The following is an 18,804-nucleotide window of genomic DNA, read 5'->3' on the forward strand; positions in this document are numbered from 1 at the left end:
AATAAATACCCTATCAGGTAATTAGCAGTTTCTCGTATATTTCAACTAAATGGTCGTTTAGCTGCCCAATTTCATAGTGTTTTTCCACGTATGCACGACCAGCTGCACCCATTTCGGGCCAGACCTCTGGGTGGGCGATTAGGTAGCCTAATTTTTCAGTCAAAGCATTGACATCCCGTTCTGCAACTAGGAACCCTGAAACCCCATCTTCGACTAGCTCAGGGATGCCACTATGGTAAGTACTGGCAACTGGTAAACCCATTGCCATTGCTTCTTTTAAAACATTAGGAATCCCTTCTTGATTATTATCCTTACTGGTTACGCAGGGGGCTACAAAAATATGGGAATTGTTGAGAATTTGCACGACTTCCTGCTGTTGTTTCCAGCCCAAGAGATTTACTATATTTCCAACATCTAACTCTTGAATCAGTTGCTGCAAGTCTGGCTTTAAAGAGCCATCACCAATAATATTGTACTCAACATTGAGGTTCATTTTTGTCAAGTTAGCAATAGCGCGAATACCATATTCAATCCCTTTTTTTTCAATTAGGCGGCCTGTTGAAACAATCCGCACTTTACCATCGGGATGCGGATAGCGTGTCTTAAAGGAAAACCGATTACAATCGATTCCTGAGCGGAGTACAATAATTTTTTTTTCATTGCAGCCCAGACTAATCAATTTATTTTTAAAATGTTTACAAATGGGCAGAAAACAGTCTCCTTTTTCAAAAAGCTTTTTATAGATATCGTCACCATATTGACTGAGATACATAGTGAGGTCAGAACCTCGAAATGAGATAATTACTTTAGCTCTAGAGGCAGCAATTGTCCTAAAGTACATCCCTAAGAATCCTAAGGGTCCAAACTGGCAATGGATTATATCGTATGGCTTATTTGATAGAAATGGGAGTAACGAGAATGTTGTATACAGCATCCTCAATGAAGCAGCTTCTTTGCCATACTTAAAAACATTAAGCGATCGCAGAAATGCAACAGGATTTTTGGGGAAATTTGCTAACAGCAGCCAAATCGCCTTAATTACATAAATTAAAGGATTGGCTGGTCTTTGCTCCGGAACATAGTAGGTGCGATCAAGAAGTTGATATCTTTCCACATCTGGGTGGATTTTGGCAGTATCGCCCGGTTTCTGGGCGTAAATGTCAATCTCGTGTCCTCGCTCAATCAGTCCCACAATCTGATTTAAGATGAACGTCTCTGATACAGTAGGAAATTTACCAACAATAAAGGCGATTCTCATCGTAAATTTCACCTAATATCCGATACTTTGCTGTCATCATCCTGGACGGTTAAGCATCAAGAGCCTTTAGGTCGTTTAAATTGTTTTAGTACAGACAGGTAAAGCTCCTTGGTATTGAATACATAGAACATCAAGATTAAATAGGTCAAAGCCATTACCGCCAAACTGACAATCACTGTAGCCCAAACGGTTAAAGTTGGCGCGATCGCTAACTTAACCCCAAACGCGATCGCTCCTGCGATTAGAGATGCCAGCAAAGGATGCTTCATGGCTTCTAATAAATTGAGCATGGTGATAGACGTGCCGCGCGTTGCATAGTACATACAAGGCAATGTCTGCAATAGCTTGGCAATTGAATAACTTAAAGCAACACCGCGTGCGCCATAAGGTAATCCAAAGAAAAAAGAAATCACTAAGAAGCTGGAAGAAAATACTCCCCACTTGAACATCTGAGCTGTCCTTCCTGAAGAAATATAGAGCCAGCCAGAGGTATTCGTAAGTGGTTGAACGAGTGCAGATATACCAAGAAGCTTGAAGATTGTACCAGCCTCTCCCCATTGGGAGCCAAGTATCAGCTCGACCAATTCTTCGGAGACAATCATCATAAATAGGACGATAGGCGTCGTCAAAAATCCGATCAGCGATAGTCCTTTTAAATAGTGATTGCGAAATTGCTGTGGCTCAGAATGCAATCGGCTCAGACCGGGAACGGCAACAGCGGTAATTGGGGAGTTGATTTGTTGCAAAGGAAGCATCATTAGGCTGTATGCTTTCGCGTACACACCTAGAGCCTCAGCACCCCACACCCGTCCGATTAGAATGTTGTCCAGGTTTCGGGCGCAGTAGTTAAGGACGCTGAAACCAGTGAGGTTGCCACCAAAAGCCAGCATAGAACGGACGCCTGAGCGTTGAGCAGGTAAGCCAGGACGCCAACCACACATTACCCAAACCCCAGCAGCCGTGACGATTGCCGTAGTCAGTGACATAAATACCAGCGACCAGTATCCAGCCCCATACAAAGCCGAAATAATCGCGATCGCTACCCCCAGCACGATGGAGACGATCTCAATTGCAGCGAGAGCGGTAAAGCGCATCTGTCGCCGAAGCAAGGCTTGGTGCTGGACGCTCAACCCACCAAATATAAATGCACTGGCAGAAACGATCGCAATCCAGGTCAGGCGCGGCTCACCATAAAACCAAGCGATCGCCGGTGCCATAACCGCAGTCAATAGCATCAGCAAGAGGCTCATCCCCACATTCACCCAAAACAGGGTGCTGACTTGCTTGTGGTTGATTTCGGCTCTTTGGATCGTCGCCGTTGACAGACCCATGTCATTGAAGAGAAACACAATACCCGTCACGCTAGTCACCATCCCAATTAGACCGTAGTCTTGAGGTGAGAGTAGACGAGCTAGCACAACCGTCGATCCCATTTGAAGTACAAATTTGCACCCCTGACTCACCATCGTGACTGCACCGCCACGAACCGAGCGACCTTTTAAATCAGCCTTCAGATGGTCAGTCTGAAAGTGCTGAGTTTGGTCAGGCTCAGATAGAATCTTTTTCTCTAATCTCGACAAATTGATACCTCTTATAAAACTCTTTGAAGCGACTACTTGAAAAGTTACTAATCATTTTGGGTATTTATAGAAGAATTTAAACCCTTCGTATAACTCACCTCAATTTGGTAGGTCTTCAAACTAAATTTAGGGCGTCTCCTTACCGAGATTTTCTAAATTTTTACTCCAGCGCTGATATCGAAAATCACGAAATTTAGTAGATATCTGCCTAAAATAGTTAGCGAATTTAGGGGAAAGCGATCGCATCACCAGCCATTTCAGCAGTAAGCGCTGAGCGCTGCTATTTAGCAACATTTTTGGATACAAACGAACTGCCGTTTTTAGTTTGTAACCCGCTTGCTTAACTGCATCAGGATCTGCTTTACGAGTTAAATACAGATCGGCGAGGTGCTGATAAACATTTGCTAAACTCTGGTTCTTAAGAGATTGCAACTCTGCTGGTGCTTCCTGAAAAGCTTTTTCAAGCGCCATCAGATTATATTTTTCCCTAACCTCTATCTTGGAAGAAATTGAGCCAGGTACTTGACGATAAAAAATTTGATGTTGAGGAACTAGAACGTAAGACCACTTAGCTGCTAACCTGAGCCAGTAATCCCAATCATGAGTAGATTTCAGTTCTGGGTCGAGTTCCCCAACGGACTCAATTGCTTGCTTACGAATCAGTGGAATTGAACCACAAACCAAGAAATTGCTAACTAATAATTGTGGATAAACATTCCCTTCAAAATATACGGGTTGCTGCACATATAAAAGTTTTCCTTTTTCATCTATAAAAGAAGTCCAGCTATAAGCCACTCCTGCTTCTGGGTGCTTTTGTAATTCTGCAAGTTGTAGTTCTAGCTTGTCTGGTGTCCATAAATCATCTGCATCGATAAAGGCAATAAATTCACCTTTAGCATGAGCTAAACCGCGATTGCGAGCGACTGCGGCTCCGCCATTTTCATAGACAAATACTTTTACCCGTTCATCGACAATTCCTTTAATCAGTTCTACACTTTTGTCACTCGATCCGTCATCAACTAAAATTATTTCTAAATCAGAATATGTTTGTTGCTGAACAGATTTAACCGTTTCCAAGATTGTTTGTTCAGCATTGTAGACCGGAATTATCACTGATATTACTGGCATTTAGTTTAACCTTTGTGTAAGTCTAATAAAAAAATGTTATCTTAATTCCCCTCAATCATCAGTAAACAGTTTAAAGTTCTGTTTTGACTCTATAACCGTTTTCAGGAATATTGGTCTCAGTGAATAAAAAGCTAGGAAACTTTTCTTTGATGCTAATTCCTAACATAACTAACCCAGGCCAATAAACATAGGCAAGAGCCTCTATATTTTCCCCAAAAGTAAACATAAATATCACCAAGATTATACTTAATCCTACTCGTGAAACTCGACTACTTTGCGACTTAATTACTAAATCTATGAAGCTCCAAGCCAAGGGAATGACAAGTGCCGTAAACCCTACGATTCCTTTTGTTACCAGAAGACCAAACCAAGTATTGTGAGAACCGATTGGCTTGAATGTTGCAACAGCAGGCCCTTTAAATTCACCAATTCCATGTCCCCAAATAGGAGCTTCTTTCCAACGTTCTACTGCTAGGCGAGCCAATATATCTCTCACTCTAGAAGAGCCGGCTCTAGCCTGGTAGAACATATCTGAGAAAGCTCTAAATGAATTGATTAGCCAGGAAGAAAACACTCCCATAATAAAACTGGCGATTCCGGCTATGAGCTGTATATAAGGTTTCGTAAAATTTGATAAAGCCCAAGTAGAAAATATGACAAAAGGAAGAGATACAATACCTAAACGCGAAACCGAACCCACAATCATTGCAACCGCGCCAATCATGCCAATGAATCGCCATTTTTTGTTCGATTCTTGCGCTGCTAGAAAGAAATAGATATTTCCTACCATTCCCAAGGCAGGTGCCCAGGGCGTAAACAATTCAAGACGAACTCCACCTCCTTCCGGATCGAGACCGTAGAGGTTAACACTGTAGTAGGCAAGACCGCTACGTTCTATGAGCCGCAAAGGGGAAGTGTAGATATGAGAAGGTAGGTGTAATCTAGACGCTGTATAGCAAACGATCACAGCAATTAAGCTTTGCAGACAAAGTATGCAAGCTGCTCTATAAATTATCTGAGGTCGAATTTTTAAACAGCCTGCAAGAGGAAATAACGCTAAGGGAGCATATCTTACAACCCAATTGATTGATGAGTTAAGAATTTTGCCTAATCCTAAATTGAAGTTCATGTGAGCAGCAATTAAAGCCACCTCCATGACTAAGATACAAATAATCCACACCCAGATTGTTGTGGGAATGGTTATTTTCTCCTCAGTTGGAGTATTCTCTGTTTGGTTCCACAGTTTCTTTCCTACACGCCACAAGAAAAACCAAGCTAGTATAGGCACTAAGGTCATTTGTAGCCCAAGAATGTGAATTACATAAATCCAGGTAATGTAATACCAAATCAACTTTTCTTCAAGATTTTGAGGTTTCATTGATATCTGGTTCATGTATCTTGGGTCTAATCAAAACAATATTGTTGCTGCGGTTTATCTCCTGAAACCTGAATCGATTTCTAGTAATTACGGACTGGTATCCAAGTAGGTATGTTTAACTAGCCCAGAAGACCGAGAAATTTTGCGATCGCGCAGCCACAGTAACAGTAGTCCATTAGTACAAAACAAGGAACCTAAAGCTGCACCTAGCAGAACTAATTTCTTATTGGGGGCACTCGCAGAAGTCGGAATTGTAGGCTCGGTAAAGATTTGAAGTTGAGGATAAGAGGAAGATATATTTGACTTGCTCAAATCCAATCTCGCTAAAGTAGAAGAAAAAACTGCTTCGGCAATTTGCACATCTCGCATCAGGTCGGCTAATGAAACCTCTTGCTGTGCAAGTGACTTGAGCCGATTCTCAAGTAGAGCAAGCTGTTGGTTGAGCGATCGCGCTTCTGCTTGGAGTCCTTGTGCCTCTGTCTGCACTGTCACTAACTCTAGGAAAAGAGCATCCCGCGAGGTTCCCGATCCACCACTTTTGCTCAGGTTAAGTTCTTCTAGACTTGCTATCGTAACGGGTCGCTTTAAAAGAGATCGCCCCTGCCTCAGTAAAGCCGTTTGAGCGGCATTTAGCTTTGCCTGCTGCTGAATTAGAGCAGGATGATCGGGTAAAAACTTTGATTGCAAAGCAACGAAGAGGCTGTTCGCTTCACTATAGTCTTGTAAGTATTGTTGAAATAGGGAGTCGGCTTGAAGAACAAAAGCATCTGCTGCTTGTTTAGCCGATAAATCTAAGCTACTAGATAGTCCTTGCAAACGAGCATTCGCATCTTGCTGTTTAGCTAATACTTCAGCCCGCTGTCGGCGTAGCTGTTCAATATTTTGTGAAAGGTTCGTAAGTTGATCCGTAGAAGTTAAACCCGAACGCGCTTTGTACTCAGATAGGCGTGTTTGCGCTGCTTTTAATTTTTTTTGGGACTCCCCAAGGGTGGATTGTAGCGTTTTATCCTGCTGAGCGGCTTCTTTAATTCTCAGTTCGTTGATTTTTACTTGCAAGGCTTCGTAGAGCGCTAAAGATTTTTTATAAGCTTCTTCGGGAGTCGTTCCTTGAAACTCAAAAGTCATCAGCGTAGTGTTGTCTAATACTTTAGCTCTGGGTTTACCAAAATCTTGCAAGGGCATATTGAGCTTATTAGCAGCAGTCTCCAAGACCGGCTTACTGAGAGCTAGAAATTTATAATTCTCTCTGGGATCTTGATTCGTACTCATGTACGGAGAGTCGCTTTTAGAGGAAGCTTGCCCAATCCCTGGCAGGTTGATATTGCTGGCTGAACCGGCTGAGGGTAAACTAAGCGCTAACTCAGTGCTGTAATTGGGTTTGGTAACTTTTATATAATATAAAGCTCCTCCCCAAATAGCTGCATTAGTTAATAGTCCTAAGACTAAGTAACGCATCCAATTTCCTTGAGACCTTGCTGATTTTGGGGAAGATTTAGAAATACTTGCAGAGTCAGTAATAGCCAAATCTTCATGGGGAGAGGTAATCGGGCGTTTCATAGTCAAAGAATTAGGCTTACACTAGGGTTATTGCGATTGTTTGTCTCTTTGAATAGCTAGGCTCAAGGACTGAATGGCAATCTTGATTCAATAGTTTTGTATAACCTTCGCTTATTAGAGTATACACAGCCTTTACTTCGCTACTTTTTAGGAGTGGTTTATCATTGCTCTCGTGAAGAGATTGAGATAAAACGCTTTGATATTTTCAGTTTCAAACAATAGCTAAAATGCAATTTTAAGAGCTATTTAGAAACTACTAAAAAGCCTTTTGATTGACTGCAATTGCAACATAGAATGTTTTTCTATCCACCCTATAATTTGTTTTTCGCTAGTCATTCGCTTTTCGCATTAGAAACACCCGGAAAAAGCTTAGTTACTCGTATTTAAGAACAGCCTAGATTTCAATGAAATGATTCGGTTCAAGGAATCATTAAACATAATTTTAGTGTCATCTCATCGTAAGGGGCTTTACATAGCGAAACATCAGTCCAGAGGATGATTATGGACTGCATGATTTTTTTTAACCAAAGTGCAAATCTAGCGAACTAAAAACGTGTTGAAAGAGGCACAGGCAGGTTGTTTGAGCAATTGCTCGTGAGATAGCGATCGCTCTGTTACGGTGACAAGTAAAGTGATTAAGCGATCGCTATCTCAGCAATGAAAACTTCATCAAAAATTGCACAAAAATCGTGCAACTTCACCTAAACTTTACAGAAGTTGGATTGATTTTGTGATTCGATGAGCCTCTATATCTTAATCACGATCGCTCACTTCGTTACTGTAAATTTATACCGCAAAGGGCGACGAAATTAACAAATTTTTGTTCCCATGCCGCTCTTATTGAATTATCGATTCGCCAGGATAAACAAAAGCGATCGCCCCAACAGAGCGATCGCTTTCCCCGCAAATACTACACTACAAACGTTAACTATTCGGACGTTGGATAATCGTTTCTGCAACGCGCCGCTTGGCTTTGGGGTCAATGCCAATGAAGCGCACGTACTCCCCATTATGCTCGCTTAAGCTAGCTTCCAAAGCAGCGATCGCTTCCGACGCATTTGTTGTCTGAATGGGATCGCCGCTTTGCCAAGATTGGCTGCGGAACCGACGTGCATTTGCGTGTTCTATACCAATGCGATAGCCTTGGGCAAGTAGATCCCGGATCTGTTGCTGCACCTGTGGACTAATTCGGGCACTATTTACCTGAGTGTTGCTGCTGTGACCGTTACCTCGGTCGGACTCATGGGGGTGCGATGGCTCGTTCGCCAGTTCATTACGGACAACGGTCTTCCGATTTTCCGGGGGTATGGATGACATCTGAGGCACATCCCTAACTTCTGGAGTCACGGAGCGTCGGCTTGTATTGTACTCCTCTACCAAGCGTGAATTCTGAACTCGCTGCTGTTCTTGAACCATCAGGTTGCCAAACTCGATTAAGCGAGAAAGAGTGAAATCAGGCTTTTTGAACACTGGTGGTCCTTCAGCACTGTTTACTACCCTAGTAGAAACCCGGTTAATCCCAATGTCGTGGATGAAAGAGCGGATTTGTTCATCGTAAATGCGCGATCGCACTGCACCAAAGAAATCAATCGCTTGATCGGGAAAACGATCGACTAACTGTTCAATCTGACTGCGAGATAATCCATCTGGCTCAAAAATGCCTCCGACGATGCCAATCTTGTCATCTCTATCGGGTTCCCAGTGGAATTTTTCCATCCGACCATCCCGAATCAACGGCGCATACAGGGTGGCGAAGTCATTGCCTGTGACAATAATCGGCACTCTGGGTAGCGGCGTGGAATCATAACTGCCAGGAAGTTGCACATCTGTAGGTTTATCAGCAATATTCATCAGCGTGCCATTCACCAGCTGAGTATTCACCGTATATTGGGTGCCTTGATCGAAGCGCCCTGCCCCAGCATCCAAATCATTGATCATTAGCACGCACATCTTGCCGCGCACCTTGATCAAGTCTGCTGCTTCCCGATAGCGCAGGCGGATCAAACGCCCGGGATCTCCTGCATCTGGACTTTCCAGTTCCCCTGCCGACATATGGACAGCTTCAATGCCCATCCGCTCAAATACTAATTCACACTGAAAAGATTTTCCCTCTCCCTTCCGTCCATGAACTCCGAGAATCAGAGGAACTCGTACTCCAGGGAGGTCAAGAAAATTTTTGGTGATATGAACCGCCAGCTTGTCTAAAAAGCGGGGAGAAATGTAGTAGGTCATAGTCTGTTAAAGTGAATGCTCCGATTGCTAGGCATCAAACAAACAAATTGGAGAGGTAGATTGCTCTGCCTCTCCAATTTTGCACGAACGAGTTAAAAGTGAGTCGGTTAGGCAGCGCCCACCTGACTAATTAAGGTTTAGTAACCTCTTTGGTTTGGTTTCCCAACGATGAAGCTGAGAACTTGGCACTGCTTGATGTTATCAAAGCCCATGACTCGGACATAGGCGTTGGGGTTCTCAGAACGGCAAGCTTTGATTTCAGTGAGAACTTCTTGGGTTGTCGTAGCATTGAACAGAGGCAGTTTCCACAATGTCCAGTAGTGCTGTTCCGGTGCAGAACTATCGCTGAATTCAACCCCTGCAATATAGCCTTGGTCGAGGATGTATTGGATTTGCTTGTTGATTTGCGCGTCGGTAAGCGCTGGCAAATAGGAAAGAGTCTCGAAACGAATCTCTTTAGGCAGAGTTCTCATAGTTGTGTGGTCTTCCTTGTAGGTATGTCTGCTAAGTGGACGCTTGATGCGGTCTAACGTCCAAAGTTGAAGAGTTCTGTCAGATGACGGTCGAGGTTATCCAGACTCGCCTGGTGATTCAGTTTGTTGTTCCGGCTGGAAGCTGGGGTCAGGTAAAGTAAGTAGCGTAATTCGCTCGAGATGTTGACGCCGATATTCGATATTAGATTTCTCAATACCAGTGCGAGTCATCTCAGGTAAAAAGTCTGCTACTTCCTCTGCAAGATGCTGGCGCACAGTCATAATCCGAAGCGCTAACTCTGGATTTTCTTTGAGTAATTCCTTGACGTAAGCTTCTCCATCTTGGATGACGCCCGTTTTAGAAAAGTTACTCAGCCAAATTGCCAAAGGAGGATTTGTTTCGCTCAACTGAGCCACGATATTTTTCACTGCCTGATAAGTCAGGTAGCTAATCAGTGTCTTAGCCGTGTCTTTGGCAATTTGCTTGAGATCCATATTTGACCCCAGACCTAAAGAGTTCTGAATTTTGAGTGTTGAGTTTGTTTAAGTTTAACTCAGCACTCAACAATCATGACTCTGTCATTAGATTACAGAGTATCCATTGCCTCGAACTCGAACTTGATTTCCTTCCAAAGTTCGCAAGCAACCGCCAACTCAGGACTCCACTTACAAGCTTCGCGGATCACGTCGCCGCCTTCGCGCATCAGGTTGCGACCTTCGTTACGAGCTTGGACACAAGCTTCCAAAGCAACACGGTTGGCGGTTGCACCAGGTGCGTTACCCCAGGGGTGCCCAAGGGTTCCACCACCGAACTGCAAGCAGGAGTCGTCACCAAAGATTTCCACCAGAGCAGGCATGTGCCAAATGTGGATACCACCAGAAGCCACGGGCATCACACCAGGCATAGAAGCCCAGTCTTGGGTGAAGAAAATACCGCGAGAGCGATCTTCTTCAATGTGGTCTTCACGCATTAGGTCAACAAAGCCCATCGTGATGCCTTTTTCGCCTTCCAGTTTACCAACGACGGTACCGGAGTGCAGGTGGTCTCCACCAGACATCCGCAGACACTTGGCGAGAACGCGGAAGTGAATACCGTGGTTCTTTTGACGGTCAATCACAGCGTGCATAGCGCGGTGAATGTGCAGCAGGATACCGTTGCGGCGGCACCACTTAGCGAGGGTGGTGTTAGCGGTGAAGCCACCCGTCAGGTAGTCGTGCATGATGATCGGTGTGCCGATTTCCTTAGCGAATTCAGCCCGTTCCATCATTTCTTCGCAGGTGGGAGCCGTCACGTTTAGGTAGTGACCTTTGATTTCACCTGTTTCAGCTTGAGCTTTTTCGATGGCTTCTTGAACGAACAGGAAGCGATCGCGCCAGCGCATGAAAGGCTGGGAGTTAATGTTTTCGTCGTCTTTGGTGAAGTCCAAACCACCGCGCAGGACTTCATAGACTGCACGACCGTAGTTCTTAGCTGATAAACCGAGCTTCGGCTTAATCGTACAACCCAGCAAAGGACGACCGTACTTGTTCAGTTTGTCGCGCTCAACGGTAATCCCGTGAGGAGGGCCTTGGAAGGTTTTGAGGTACGCAACAGGAATTCTTAAGTCTTCCAAGCGCAGCGCACGTAAGGCTTTGAAACCAAACACGTTACCCACCAGAGAGGTCAACAAGTTGGTAACAGAACCTTCTTCAAACAAATCCAGGGGATAAGCAATATAGCAAAAATATTGGTTGTCTTCGCCTGGTACTGGCTCGATGTTGTAGCAACGACCCTTGTAACGATCCAGGTCTGTCAGCAGGTCTGTCCATACTGTTGTCCAGGTACCTGTGGAAGATTCAGCAGCAACAGCAGCTCCAGCTTCTTCTGGAGGAACACCAGGCTGAGGCGTAACCCGGAAAGCCGCCAAGACATCAGTATCTTTGGGGGTATAGTCTGGGGTGTAATAGGTGAGTTTGTAATCTTGAACCCCGGCCTTATACCCAGTCTTTGTCTGAGTTTTTGTTTGAGAGTAAGACATGTCTTCCTTCCTGAGGGAATCCTGAATGTTGTTACGGGTTTAAGCGATCCCATAACTTTTTTCTTTATTAATTTTTAACTATACCAGCAAGGTAATAAGTTGATATTCTAATCTTCTTTTTGTAAACATAAGCTTTACTTATTGCCTATAAATCTATAGGTTTTGTTACAAATAAAGACTTGACTTTTGGAAACAATTAGTAAACGAATAAAAATCACTGAAAATAGCGATCGCGCACCGAATATTATAGGGTCGTTGTTTTTTGTTGGGAATGCTAAAAAAAGTTTCTCTCCTAGCCGCATCCTTGATGGTGGCAGCGTGTAGTGCGATCGCTGTATCCAACCATCTGCCGCTGAGTACATTAACCGATGTGACCGCCTCTCGCCGCGATCCCGCTTCCATCGGGACTCAAGCAGCCCCATCCATGACAGCGCTACCAGAACCTCAGTGCCAAGGAGAAATTCCCAAATCGCTCGAAGCAAGCTTGGGTGAGTATCGCTTGGCGCAAGAATCGGACTTTGTCGCTTCCATTCGTGCCTATGAGCAGGAAAATCCCGGACAGCGCAAGACTTGTAGCATTTTTACCGCTGACTTCAACGAAGACAAGCAGAAAGATTACGCTCTATTGTTAGTCAACCCTAAAAATAATAATTTTCGATTTTTGATCGCCATTAGCCAGAGCAGCGGACAGTTTGATTCAGCCGTGGTTAAGGATTTCAGCCATCTTCCAGACTCCTCAGAAGGCACTATTTACACAGCGATTAGCTTCAAACCATCCGGAGAACTCGGACCAGCCGCCCGCGAATATTCTCCTTTGAAATCTGGAACATCCGAACAGCAAATTTTTAAAGCAAAACCAGCAATTGAACTCTGGAAAGCACTACCAACTGATTCAGCCGGTGTCCCTCAATATTTAGAAATTGGCACCCTTGCATACTGTTCAAATGCTTTCTACTTTGTCAATGGCAAACTAAAAACATTTGGCGTTTGTGATTAATTTGTTGAGTAAATATACTCAAGTTATGCAATCTGCGATCGCGACTTCGTTCTAATTTTTCAATCTGTCGCTAACACAGGCTTAAATGTAGTAGGAACTTATATTTCAGCTAAATGAAGAGAGGCACGTTAGCAAAGCCTCTTCTAAGGAGATTAGCGATGGCATTCTTGAGTGAGCGTATCGGTTTGTTTATTAGTGCTACGCTGCTTTCTTTAAGCCTACCAGTATGGGGAATCATCCAATCAGATTCACAGACCCGTGGTAGTGGCGTACTAGCTCAACAATCTACGGAGGTAGACCGGGGAGATGACCTACTCACCTATCCACCCTCATCGCCGCCGCCTGGAGGTCGTCCCTTGCCCCCCGAACGCCGACGGCAAGAAGCCACCCCCCTACCCGCAGATTTTCGCGTCACTGCATTGCAACCGGGTTATACCGGCAGTCTCTGGGTTGGTTCCTGGCAGAGTTTAGCGCGGATAAATCCGAGGACAGGCAATGTTTTGGCTCGGATTGCTCTACCGAACTATACCATCGGCGCGTTAGCGCAAGACCGAGTGGGACGGGTTTGGGTGGGAACTTACGAAGGACTGTTGCGTGTAGATCCCCGTAGCAATGAAGTGACGGCGCAAAATTTCACCTTACCGTCTAACCGGGTGTTGTCGCTATTGACTGACCAACGGGGTTATCTGTGGGTAGGAAGCGATCGCGGTCTTGCCATGATCAGTCCCGACCAGGGATTGTTAATGACAACGGTGCAAAAGCTTCCCGGAGTGTCAGCGAATGCCCTCACCCTCGACCGCGAAGGTCAGTTATGGGTTGGAACCTTAGAAGGATTAGTGCGAATTAATACCGCCAATGCCTTTGTGATGAAGCGGCTGAGGGATATTCCCGGCACCACAGTGCAAGCTCTCACCCTAGATCCACAGGGACGGATTTGGGCAGGAACACCCAGCAGTTTGCTAGTCATTGACCCGAAAACCGGGGATGTGCTGCGGTCGGTGACGCCACTCAGGGGGCGCAACGTTACCGCTGTGCGCTTTGCCCAAGATCGGAGCGTTTGGGTGGGGACAGATAATGGTTTATTGAGATTGAATCCGGATACGGGTGCGGTTCTGGATCGAGTTGGCGACCTCCCCTCCAGTCGGATACTCTCTTTATCAACGGATGTCGCCGATAAGTTGTGGGTGGGAACCAGTGAAGGACTCGCTTGGATTAGCTTGACGACGGGGCGCGTGACCCCGCACTTAGCTTTCGTTCGGGGAGAAGAGTAAACAATTTGTCAGGGTCTAGTTTAACGGAATAAGTCAGCCGGAAGTTGAAGTCTGTTACAGGTTGTTTGAGTCATTAACAGGTTGACGCTTCCATGCTGAAAAAATTTGCCAAAACTGTTGTGAGTGCAGCGATCGCTGCCACGGCTTTCTCTGCGATCGCTCAAGCTGCTAGTCCAGCAGACATCCGGATCAATACCATCCGATTAGAAAATACCCTCGATGCCAGTGCTAACGTACGACTGGGTTACTTTGAAGTCCCCGATCGAAACACAACTGTTTCTGCTTTCGGGGGTGAGATGCGCCGCTACGATGTCCACATGGCGCGGATGATTGCCTTGAGTCATCGATTCTACTGTCAGCAACCCTACTCTGCTGGAATTGAAAAGGTAGTCGTTTGGGACTACCGAGCCAACAATGGCAGAATCGATATGGGTACGTTCAATATGCCTTGTACTCTGGTAGAGCAGGTAGTGAACACCTATGGTCTTGGTGGAACAGTGCCGATGGAAGTCGAACTGACTGACGGTTCTGTAGGAGTTTTTAACGTACAGACCCTAGATATTGAAGACGGGTGGGAAACTGACGATTTTCTAAGATTTGTGCAAACGATGAAACCGGAGCGCTGAAATAGTTGTTAATTTTTACAAGTAGGGTGGGTTCTAGCCTATCCCTACCAATGATTAACAACCTTCTCAAAATCGCATCTAAAAAATGGCAGTCACCACCCAGCAATTAATCCAGTGGAAACAACAGGGGCGTCCCATTGTCGTGTTGACAGCTTGGGATTATGCGATCGCGCAACTTATAGACGCCGCTGGAGTGGATGTGATTCTGGTGGGGGATTCCCTAGGGATGGTGGCACTCGGTTATCAGACAACCCTGCCGGTGACGCTAGATGAAATCCTACACCATGCCTCCTCCGTGCGTCGCGGTGTCAAACAGGCGTTAGTCGTGTGCGATTTACCATTCTTGAGTTATCAAGAAAGTCCTCAGCAAGCGATTCACTCAGCTGGGAGAGTATTAAAAGAAACCGGCGCTCAGGCGGTGAAAATGGAGGGAGGATATCCGGCAATGGTGGAAACGATTGCCAGAGTCGTGCAAGCAGGCATTCCGGTAATGGGTCATGTGGGTCTGACTCCTCAATCGGTACATCAGTTAGGCTACCGACAGCAGGGAAAAACACCAGAAGCGGCAGAGAAAATTTTACAAGAAGCGATCGCGCTGGAACAAGCAGGTGCTTTTGCGATGCTTTTGGAGCATATCCCATCCGATTTGGGATTGCAGATTACCCAAAAATTATCGATTCCGACGATAGGAATTGGGGCTGGGGTGCATTGCGATGGACAGGTACTCGTTACCGCCGATTTGCTGGGACTCTCCGAACGCCAGCCGCCCTTTGCTAAATCTTACGCCAATTTGCGAGAAACAATTACCCAAGCAGTGCAGAATTACGGTAGCGAAGTGCGATCGCGTCAATTTCCAGATTCCCCACAATCCTAAACAGCATTCCTAAAATTCTTATTTCAACGCCAAGGTACGCAAAGAGAATCCTTCTTCTGCGTACCTTGGCGTTCTTAACTTTTGGGTTCTTTGCATTTAAAAACAAGCTTGTGTGGCTAGGATACCGGATCGAAAGGTTCGCAAAAATTTTTCACACCCTGCTGAGCCACATACATCAAAACGGGCGTTACTAAAGGGCTTGGGCAAAGTTTTGTGGCTGCCAAATGCCCCATCATCCGGGCAAATTTTCCATTAACCAGCTCATCGCGAAATTCTTGTTGGCAGATAACAGCGCGGCATTTTTTAGTTAAAATCGGCAACCATTCTGCGTTTGCTATCTCTGGTTGCTGTCCGACTCGAATTGCCAGCACCATCGCCGCATCTTCTAAATCTCCTTCACAATCCTCGATTACATCCAAAGCTGCTAGAGCGTCTGGATAATCTGCCAATTCGGAGCGAAAATTTTCAATTTCTGCTGATGTAACGATAGTCATGAGATTGTTGTTAAAAGTAGCCAATCTGGAACTCAGATAGGCAATTACAACTATTGTGCCAAAGCATTGCCATTGTGCGAAAAAAAAAGGGCGGGCAGTGCCCACCCCCACTTGTTTGTAGAAACACCGATTTATCCCATCTTCTGGTCATCGGTGAAGCTTTTATCGCTTACACACCCACCAGTTCCAAGGCTTCGGAACCAGCAAGCTGTCGGGCGATCGCAAGACGTGTTTCCAGCTTGGCAACGCTAAACTGGTTGCGGAGATACTCCAGGTGAGCCACCGCATTGGCTTTTTCAGCACTTAAGCGCATCATCGTATTCAGCGCCTGCTGATACTCCAAATTCACCATCAGTAATTCAAAGCGACGCGCCTTGCGTTGATTGTCATTTTTCAAATCTTGCTCAAATGCCACCGTTTTGTCAGCATTGCCTTCCATGCGGTTAATCACCAGATGAGCGGCGGCAAGCTGAGCATCCACTTCATTTACAGTATGAGCAGCTTGAGCGATCGCAGCGGGATATTGACTCAGTTTCATTTGCATCTTCTTCTTGAAGAATACTTGTTGTAAAAAAAAATCTGTACTAGGCCACCAAAAGCGGACTTCCGTAGCGTCGGTAGGCGAACGGCACTGCCTTGTCCTAGTGTCGTCCGGACATGAGAAGCTGTAAAAAATTTGTACTAGCCTTCATGAAAGGCGGCTGCGTTCTTGTAGCCCCACCCTCGCCGGATTTCGACTTCAAACCGGAGGGCGGGTTTACAACAACGATTGCTGAAATGCTAAATTAGTTGGTATTCCGCCTCTACGCGACTAATTCCTTGAGCTGCTTCGGCGTCACTTGCACATCCAGATGAACGCGCTCTGGTTGCAGATTTGGTGCTTTTTCCAAAACTTGGACTTCAATATGGACAGCTACCAGGTAAGAACCGGCATCCGCTCCCACCGCTTCGGCAATCAAACTCGCCAAGTCTGGGCGTTCAGCAGTGATAGGGTTTCTGAGAGTGCAACGATCCCAGTCATGCTGAGCAGTCGGATTCAGGCTGAGAATGTAGTGCTTGGTCATGGCTTGAATACTTGACTCCATGTGGGGTTCAGGCGGTTTCTCGACTGGATTTGCCTACCCTTCTATTATAGTACATTCGTACTAAATTGGCGACTGAGATTCGTGTTCATCCATCTGAGATTTTGCAGGCAGAGAACGGTTAAACCAAATCTCCTGTTGGGGTAGCGGGATTGGAACACCCGCCTCATCAAAGGCAATTTTCAGGCGGCGGCGGAACTCCCGCGCCACATCCCATTGTTTCAAGGGCTGGGTTTTAATCCATACCCGAATCGTGACGCCCCGTTCCCCAAAATTATCGACTCCTAGGACTTGGGGTTTTTCCAGAATTTGCTCTTGCCATGTCACGTCACGGCTCATTTCTTGGGCAATGGTGTCAATCAGCTTCAGCGCCTGATCGACATCGGCATGGTAGGCGACAGGGATATTTAAGTCTGCCCGCGACCAGTTGCTGGAAAGATTAGCGACAATTTTGATTTCACTGTTGGGAATCGTAATCAATCGACCCTCAGCATCGCGTACCTGAGTAATCCGCAGATTGATGTTTTCTACCAAACCGCCTACGTCGCCTACAGCAATCACATCGCCAACCGCATACTGGTCTTCCACAATGATTAAAAACCCATTAATCGCGTCCTTAATCAGGTTTTGGGAGGCAAGAGACACCGCAACGCCAACCAAGCCAGCACCAGCAAGTAAGGGGGCAATCTCCACACCTAATGTCGTCAGGGCGACCAAGCTACCCACTCCTAACAAGACTAGGGTGGTAATACTTTTGGTGACACCGGAAATTGTCGAAACTCGCAGTTGCAAACGGCGGGAGGCTTCGGGCGTGAGTAAATAGCTGTTGGCTAAAGCGCCAGCGAAGCGGTCGATCAAGACGTAGCTCAAACGTATGACAACATAAGTCCCTAGTCCGACAATCCCCAGTCGCAAAGGGATTTGGAGAACGTTGAGCATCAAAACCTGTAGGATGCGGGTGTAGGGAAATAAACCAAGCCCGATGAGGGTTCCCCCGCCCCAAATACTGGCTTGCGCCATTTGATACAAGCGGCGCTGAACTTCTTGTAAATTCCCTTGTTGTTGTTGAGCCAGCTGGGTTGTGACCGGATGACCTGTAGGTGTAGTGGTGGTGCCGGTTAACCGTTGTCGCGATCGCTTGGAACTACTGTTAATCGCGCAGCTACTCACAATCATTGCTACCAAAAACCCGCCCGCGATCGCACCTCGACGAGTTAAAAACTGCGGTTGTCGCTCCCGTTTCGCCCGTTTCAGTCCTTCTTGCAAGGATTCTTTGAGCTTTTCTGCCCGTGTATCTAAGTCTCCCCCTTGTAAGTCGGCATCGGGTCGTGTCACGGTTAGCAGGGGTTGGTCATTGACATAGATGACTGGCAAATTATTTTGCTTTTTGCTCTCAATTTGGAGTTTTGAGGCATCCTCCTGCAAATATTGGTTGCTAATTGTTTCCAATCTCTGCTGAATATCTTGGATACGCGCGGGTAATTCCGACTGGGGTGCGGCGACTTGAAACAGACAGCGACCATCCAAGCGGATGCAACCAGACATGATTCGGCTTTGTGCATCGCTACTGGGTAGGCTAAGCGCGGGCAGTTCCAAATTCTGCGGAAGTGGAATTTGAGCTTGGATTGGAGATGCTACCCAACCAGTCAACAGAATTGTTCCAGCGATCGCCCAAGAAGATTGAGAAGGCATTTCAAACCTCCGAAATGCATTGAACACAGGTATTTGGGTAAACTTAAGTACATTTGCTTACTTAAATAATCCCCACTCAGCCTAACAACCCCTTTGTCAGGTAACTTCACACCAAAGCGAGAAGTTAAGCAACAACTTGGCAGA

The 18,804-nt window shown here is 45.8% G+C and carries 17 protein-coding genes; 4 read left to right on the forward strand and 13 right to left on the reverse strand.

From position 1 onward, the window contains the following. Positions 1 to 13 precede the first annotated feature (13 nt). From NC994_RS16990 to NC994_RS17030, 9 genes are all read right to left on the reverse strand, one after another. Positions 14 to 1,258 carry a glycosyltransferase gene (locus tag NC994_RS16990; protein WP_190435464.1) on the reverse strand — a complete coding sequence of 415 codons (1,245 nt, stop codon included), beginning with the start codon at positions 1,256 to 1,258 and terminating at the stop codon, positions 14 to 16. A gap of 56 nt (positions 1,259 to 1,314) precedes the next feature. Further along, on the reverse strand, positions 1,315 to 2,838 hold the full coding sequence (locus tag NC994_RS16995; RefSeq protein ID WP_199299607.1) for an MOP flippase family protein: 1,524 nt from the start codon (positions 2,836 to 2,838) through the stop codon (positions 1,315 to 1,317). Between the two features lie 126 nt (positions 2,839 to 2,964). Further along, positions 2,965 to 3,966 (reverse strand): glycosyltransferase family A protein, encoded by a 1,002-nt coding sequence (locus tag NC994_RS17000; RefSeq protein ID WP_190435467.1) that lies wholly within the window; start codon positions 3,964 to 3,966, stop codon positions 2,965 to 2,967. A gap of 70 nt (positions 3,967 to 4,036) precedes the next feature. Continuing rightward, positions 4,037 to 5,344: an O-antigen ligase family protein gene (locus tag NC994_RS17005; protein WP_190435470.1), complete on the reverse strand. Its 1,308-nt coding sequence runs from the start codon at positions 5,342 to 5,344 to the stop codon at positions 4,037 to 4,039. Positions 5,345 to 5,431: 87 nt separating this feature from the next. Further along, positions 5,432 to 6,901: a hypothetical protein gene (locus NC994_RS17010; RefSeq protein WP_199299608.1), complete on the reverse strand. Its 1,470-nt coding sequence runs from the start codon at positions 6,899 to 6,901 to the stop codon at positions 5,432 to 5,434. A 924-nt stretch (positions 6,902 to 7,825) separates the two neighbouring features. Continuing rightward, a complete protein-coding gene (locus NC994_RS17015; RefSeq protein WP_190435472.1) occupies positions 7,826 to 9,133 on the reverse strand; it encodes a ribulose bisphosphate carboxylase small subunit in 1,308 nt (435 codons plus the stop codon). 137 nt (positions 9,134 to 9,270) lie between these two features. Continuing rightward, positions 9,271 to 9,606 (reverse strand): ribulose bisphosphate carboxylase small subunit, encoded by a 336-nt coding sequence (locus NC994_RS17020; protein ID WP_190411165.1) that lies wholly within the window; start codon positions 9,604 to 9,606, stop codon positions 9,271 to 9,273. Between the two features lie 96 nt (positions 9,607 to 9,702). After that, entirely contained in the window at positions 9,703 to 10,101 is a 399-nt protein-coding gene (locus tag NC994_RS17025; protein ID WP_190411164.1) for a chaperonin family protein RbcX, read from the reverse strand. 92 nt (positions 10,102 to 10,193) lie between these two features. Then, entirely contained in the window at positions 10,194 to 11,624 is a 1,431-nt protein-coding gene (locus tag NC994_RS17030; RefSeq protein ID WP_190411163.1) for a form I ribulose bisphosphate carboxylase large subunit, read from the reverse strand. Between the two features lie 271 nt (positions 11,625 to 11,895). Between NC994_RS17030 and NC994_RS17035 the strand changes: the two genes are divergently transcribed. The 4 genes from NC994_RS17035 (at position 11,896) to panB (ending at position 15,392) form a co-directional block, all read left to right on the forward strand. Then, on the forward strand, positions 11,896 to 12,621 hold the full coding sequence (locus NC994_RS17035) for a hypothetical protein (protein WP_190435474.1): 726 nt from the start codon (positions 11,896 to 11,898) through the stop codon (positions 12,619 to 12,621). 158 nt (positions 12,622 to 12,779) lie between these two features. Further along, a complete protein-coding gene (locus tag NC994_RS17040; RefSeq protein ID WP_190428494.1) occupies positions 12,780 to 13,892 on the forward strand; it encodes a two-component regulator propeller domain-containing protein in 1,113 nt (370 codons plus the stop codon). Positions 13,893 to 13,984: 92 nt separating this feature from the next. Further along, positions 13,985 to 14,518 carry a hypothetical protein gene (locus NC994_RS17045; protein ID WP_190435478.1) on the forward strand — a complete coding sequence of 178 codons (534 nt, stop codon included), beginning with the start codon at positions 13,985 to 13,987 and terminating at the stop codon, positions 14,516 to 14,518. A gap of 85 nt (positions 14,519 to 14,603) precedes the next feature. Next, the gene (panB, locus tag NC994_RS17050; protein ID WP_190435481.1) at positions 14,604 to 15,392 is read left to right on the forward strand and encodes a 3-methyl-2-oxobutanoate hydroxymethyltransferase; all 789 of its coding nucleotides are present in this window, start codon (positions 14,604 to 14,606) and stop codon (positions 15,390 to 15,392) included. 116 nt (positions 15,393 to 15,508) lie between these two features. Here the strand turns inward: panB and NC994_RS17055 are convergent, their stop codons facing one another. The 4 genes from NC994_RS17055 to NC994_RS17070 all read right to left on the reverse strand — a co-directional run bounded on the left by NC994_RS17055 (position 15,509) and on the right by NC994_RS17070 (position 18,660). Beyond that, positions 15,509 to 15,886, reverse strand: coding sequence for a hypothetical protein (locus NC994_RS17055; RefSeq protein ID WP_190411158.1), 378 nt, complete (start codon positions 15,884 to 15,886; stop codon positions 15,509 to 15,511). A 169-nt stretch (positions 15,887 to 16,055) separates the two neighbouring features. Further along, positions 16,056 to 16,424 (reverse strand): hypothetical protein, encoded by a 369-nt coding sequence (locus NC994_RS17060; protein ID WP_190411157.1) that lies wholly within the window; start codon positions 16,422 to 16,424, stop codon positions 16,056 to 16,058. 265 nt (positions 16,425 to 16,689) lie between these two features. Continuing rightward, complete coding sequence (locus tag NC994_RS17065; RefSeq protein WP_190411235.1) at positions 16,690 to 16,950, reverse strand: hypothetical protein; 261 nt, start codon at positions 16,948 to 16,950, stop codon at positions 16,690 to 16,692. Positions 16,951 to 17,031: 81 nt separating this feature from the next. Then, the gene (locus tag NC994_RS17070) at positions 17,032 to 18,660 is read right to left on the reverse strand and encodes a mechanosensitive ion channel family protein (RefSeq protein WP_190435484.1); all 1,629 of its coding nucleotides are present in this window, start codon (positions 18,658 to 18,660) and stop codon (positions 17,032 to 17,034) included. Positions 18,661 to 18,804 lie beyond the last annotated feature (144 nt).

Source organism: Trichocoleus sp. AS-A1 (assembly GCF_039962015.1).
Lineage (GTDB): Bacteria > Cyanobacteriota > Cyanobacteriia > Cyanobacteriales > FACHB-T130 > FACHB-T130.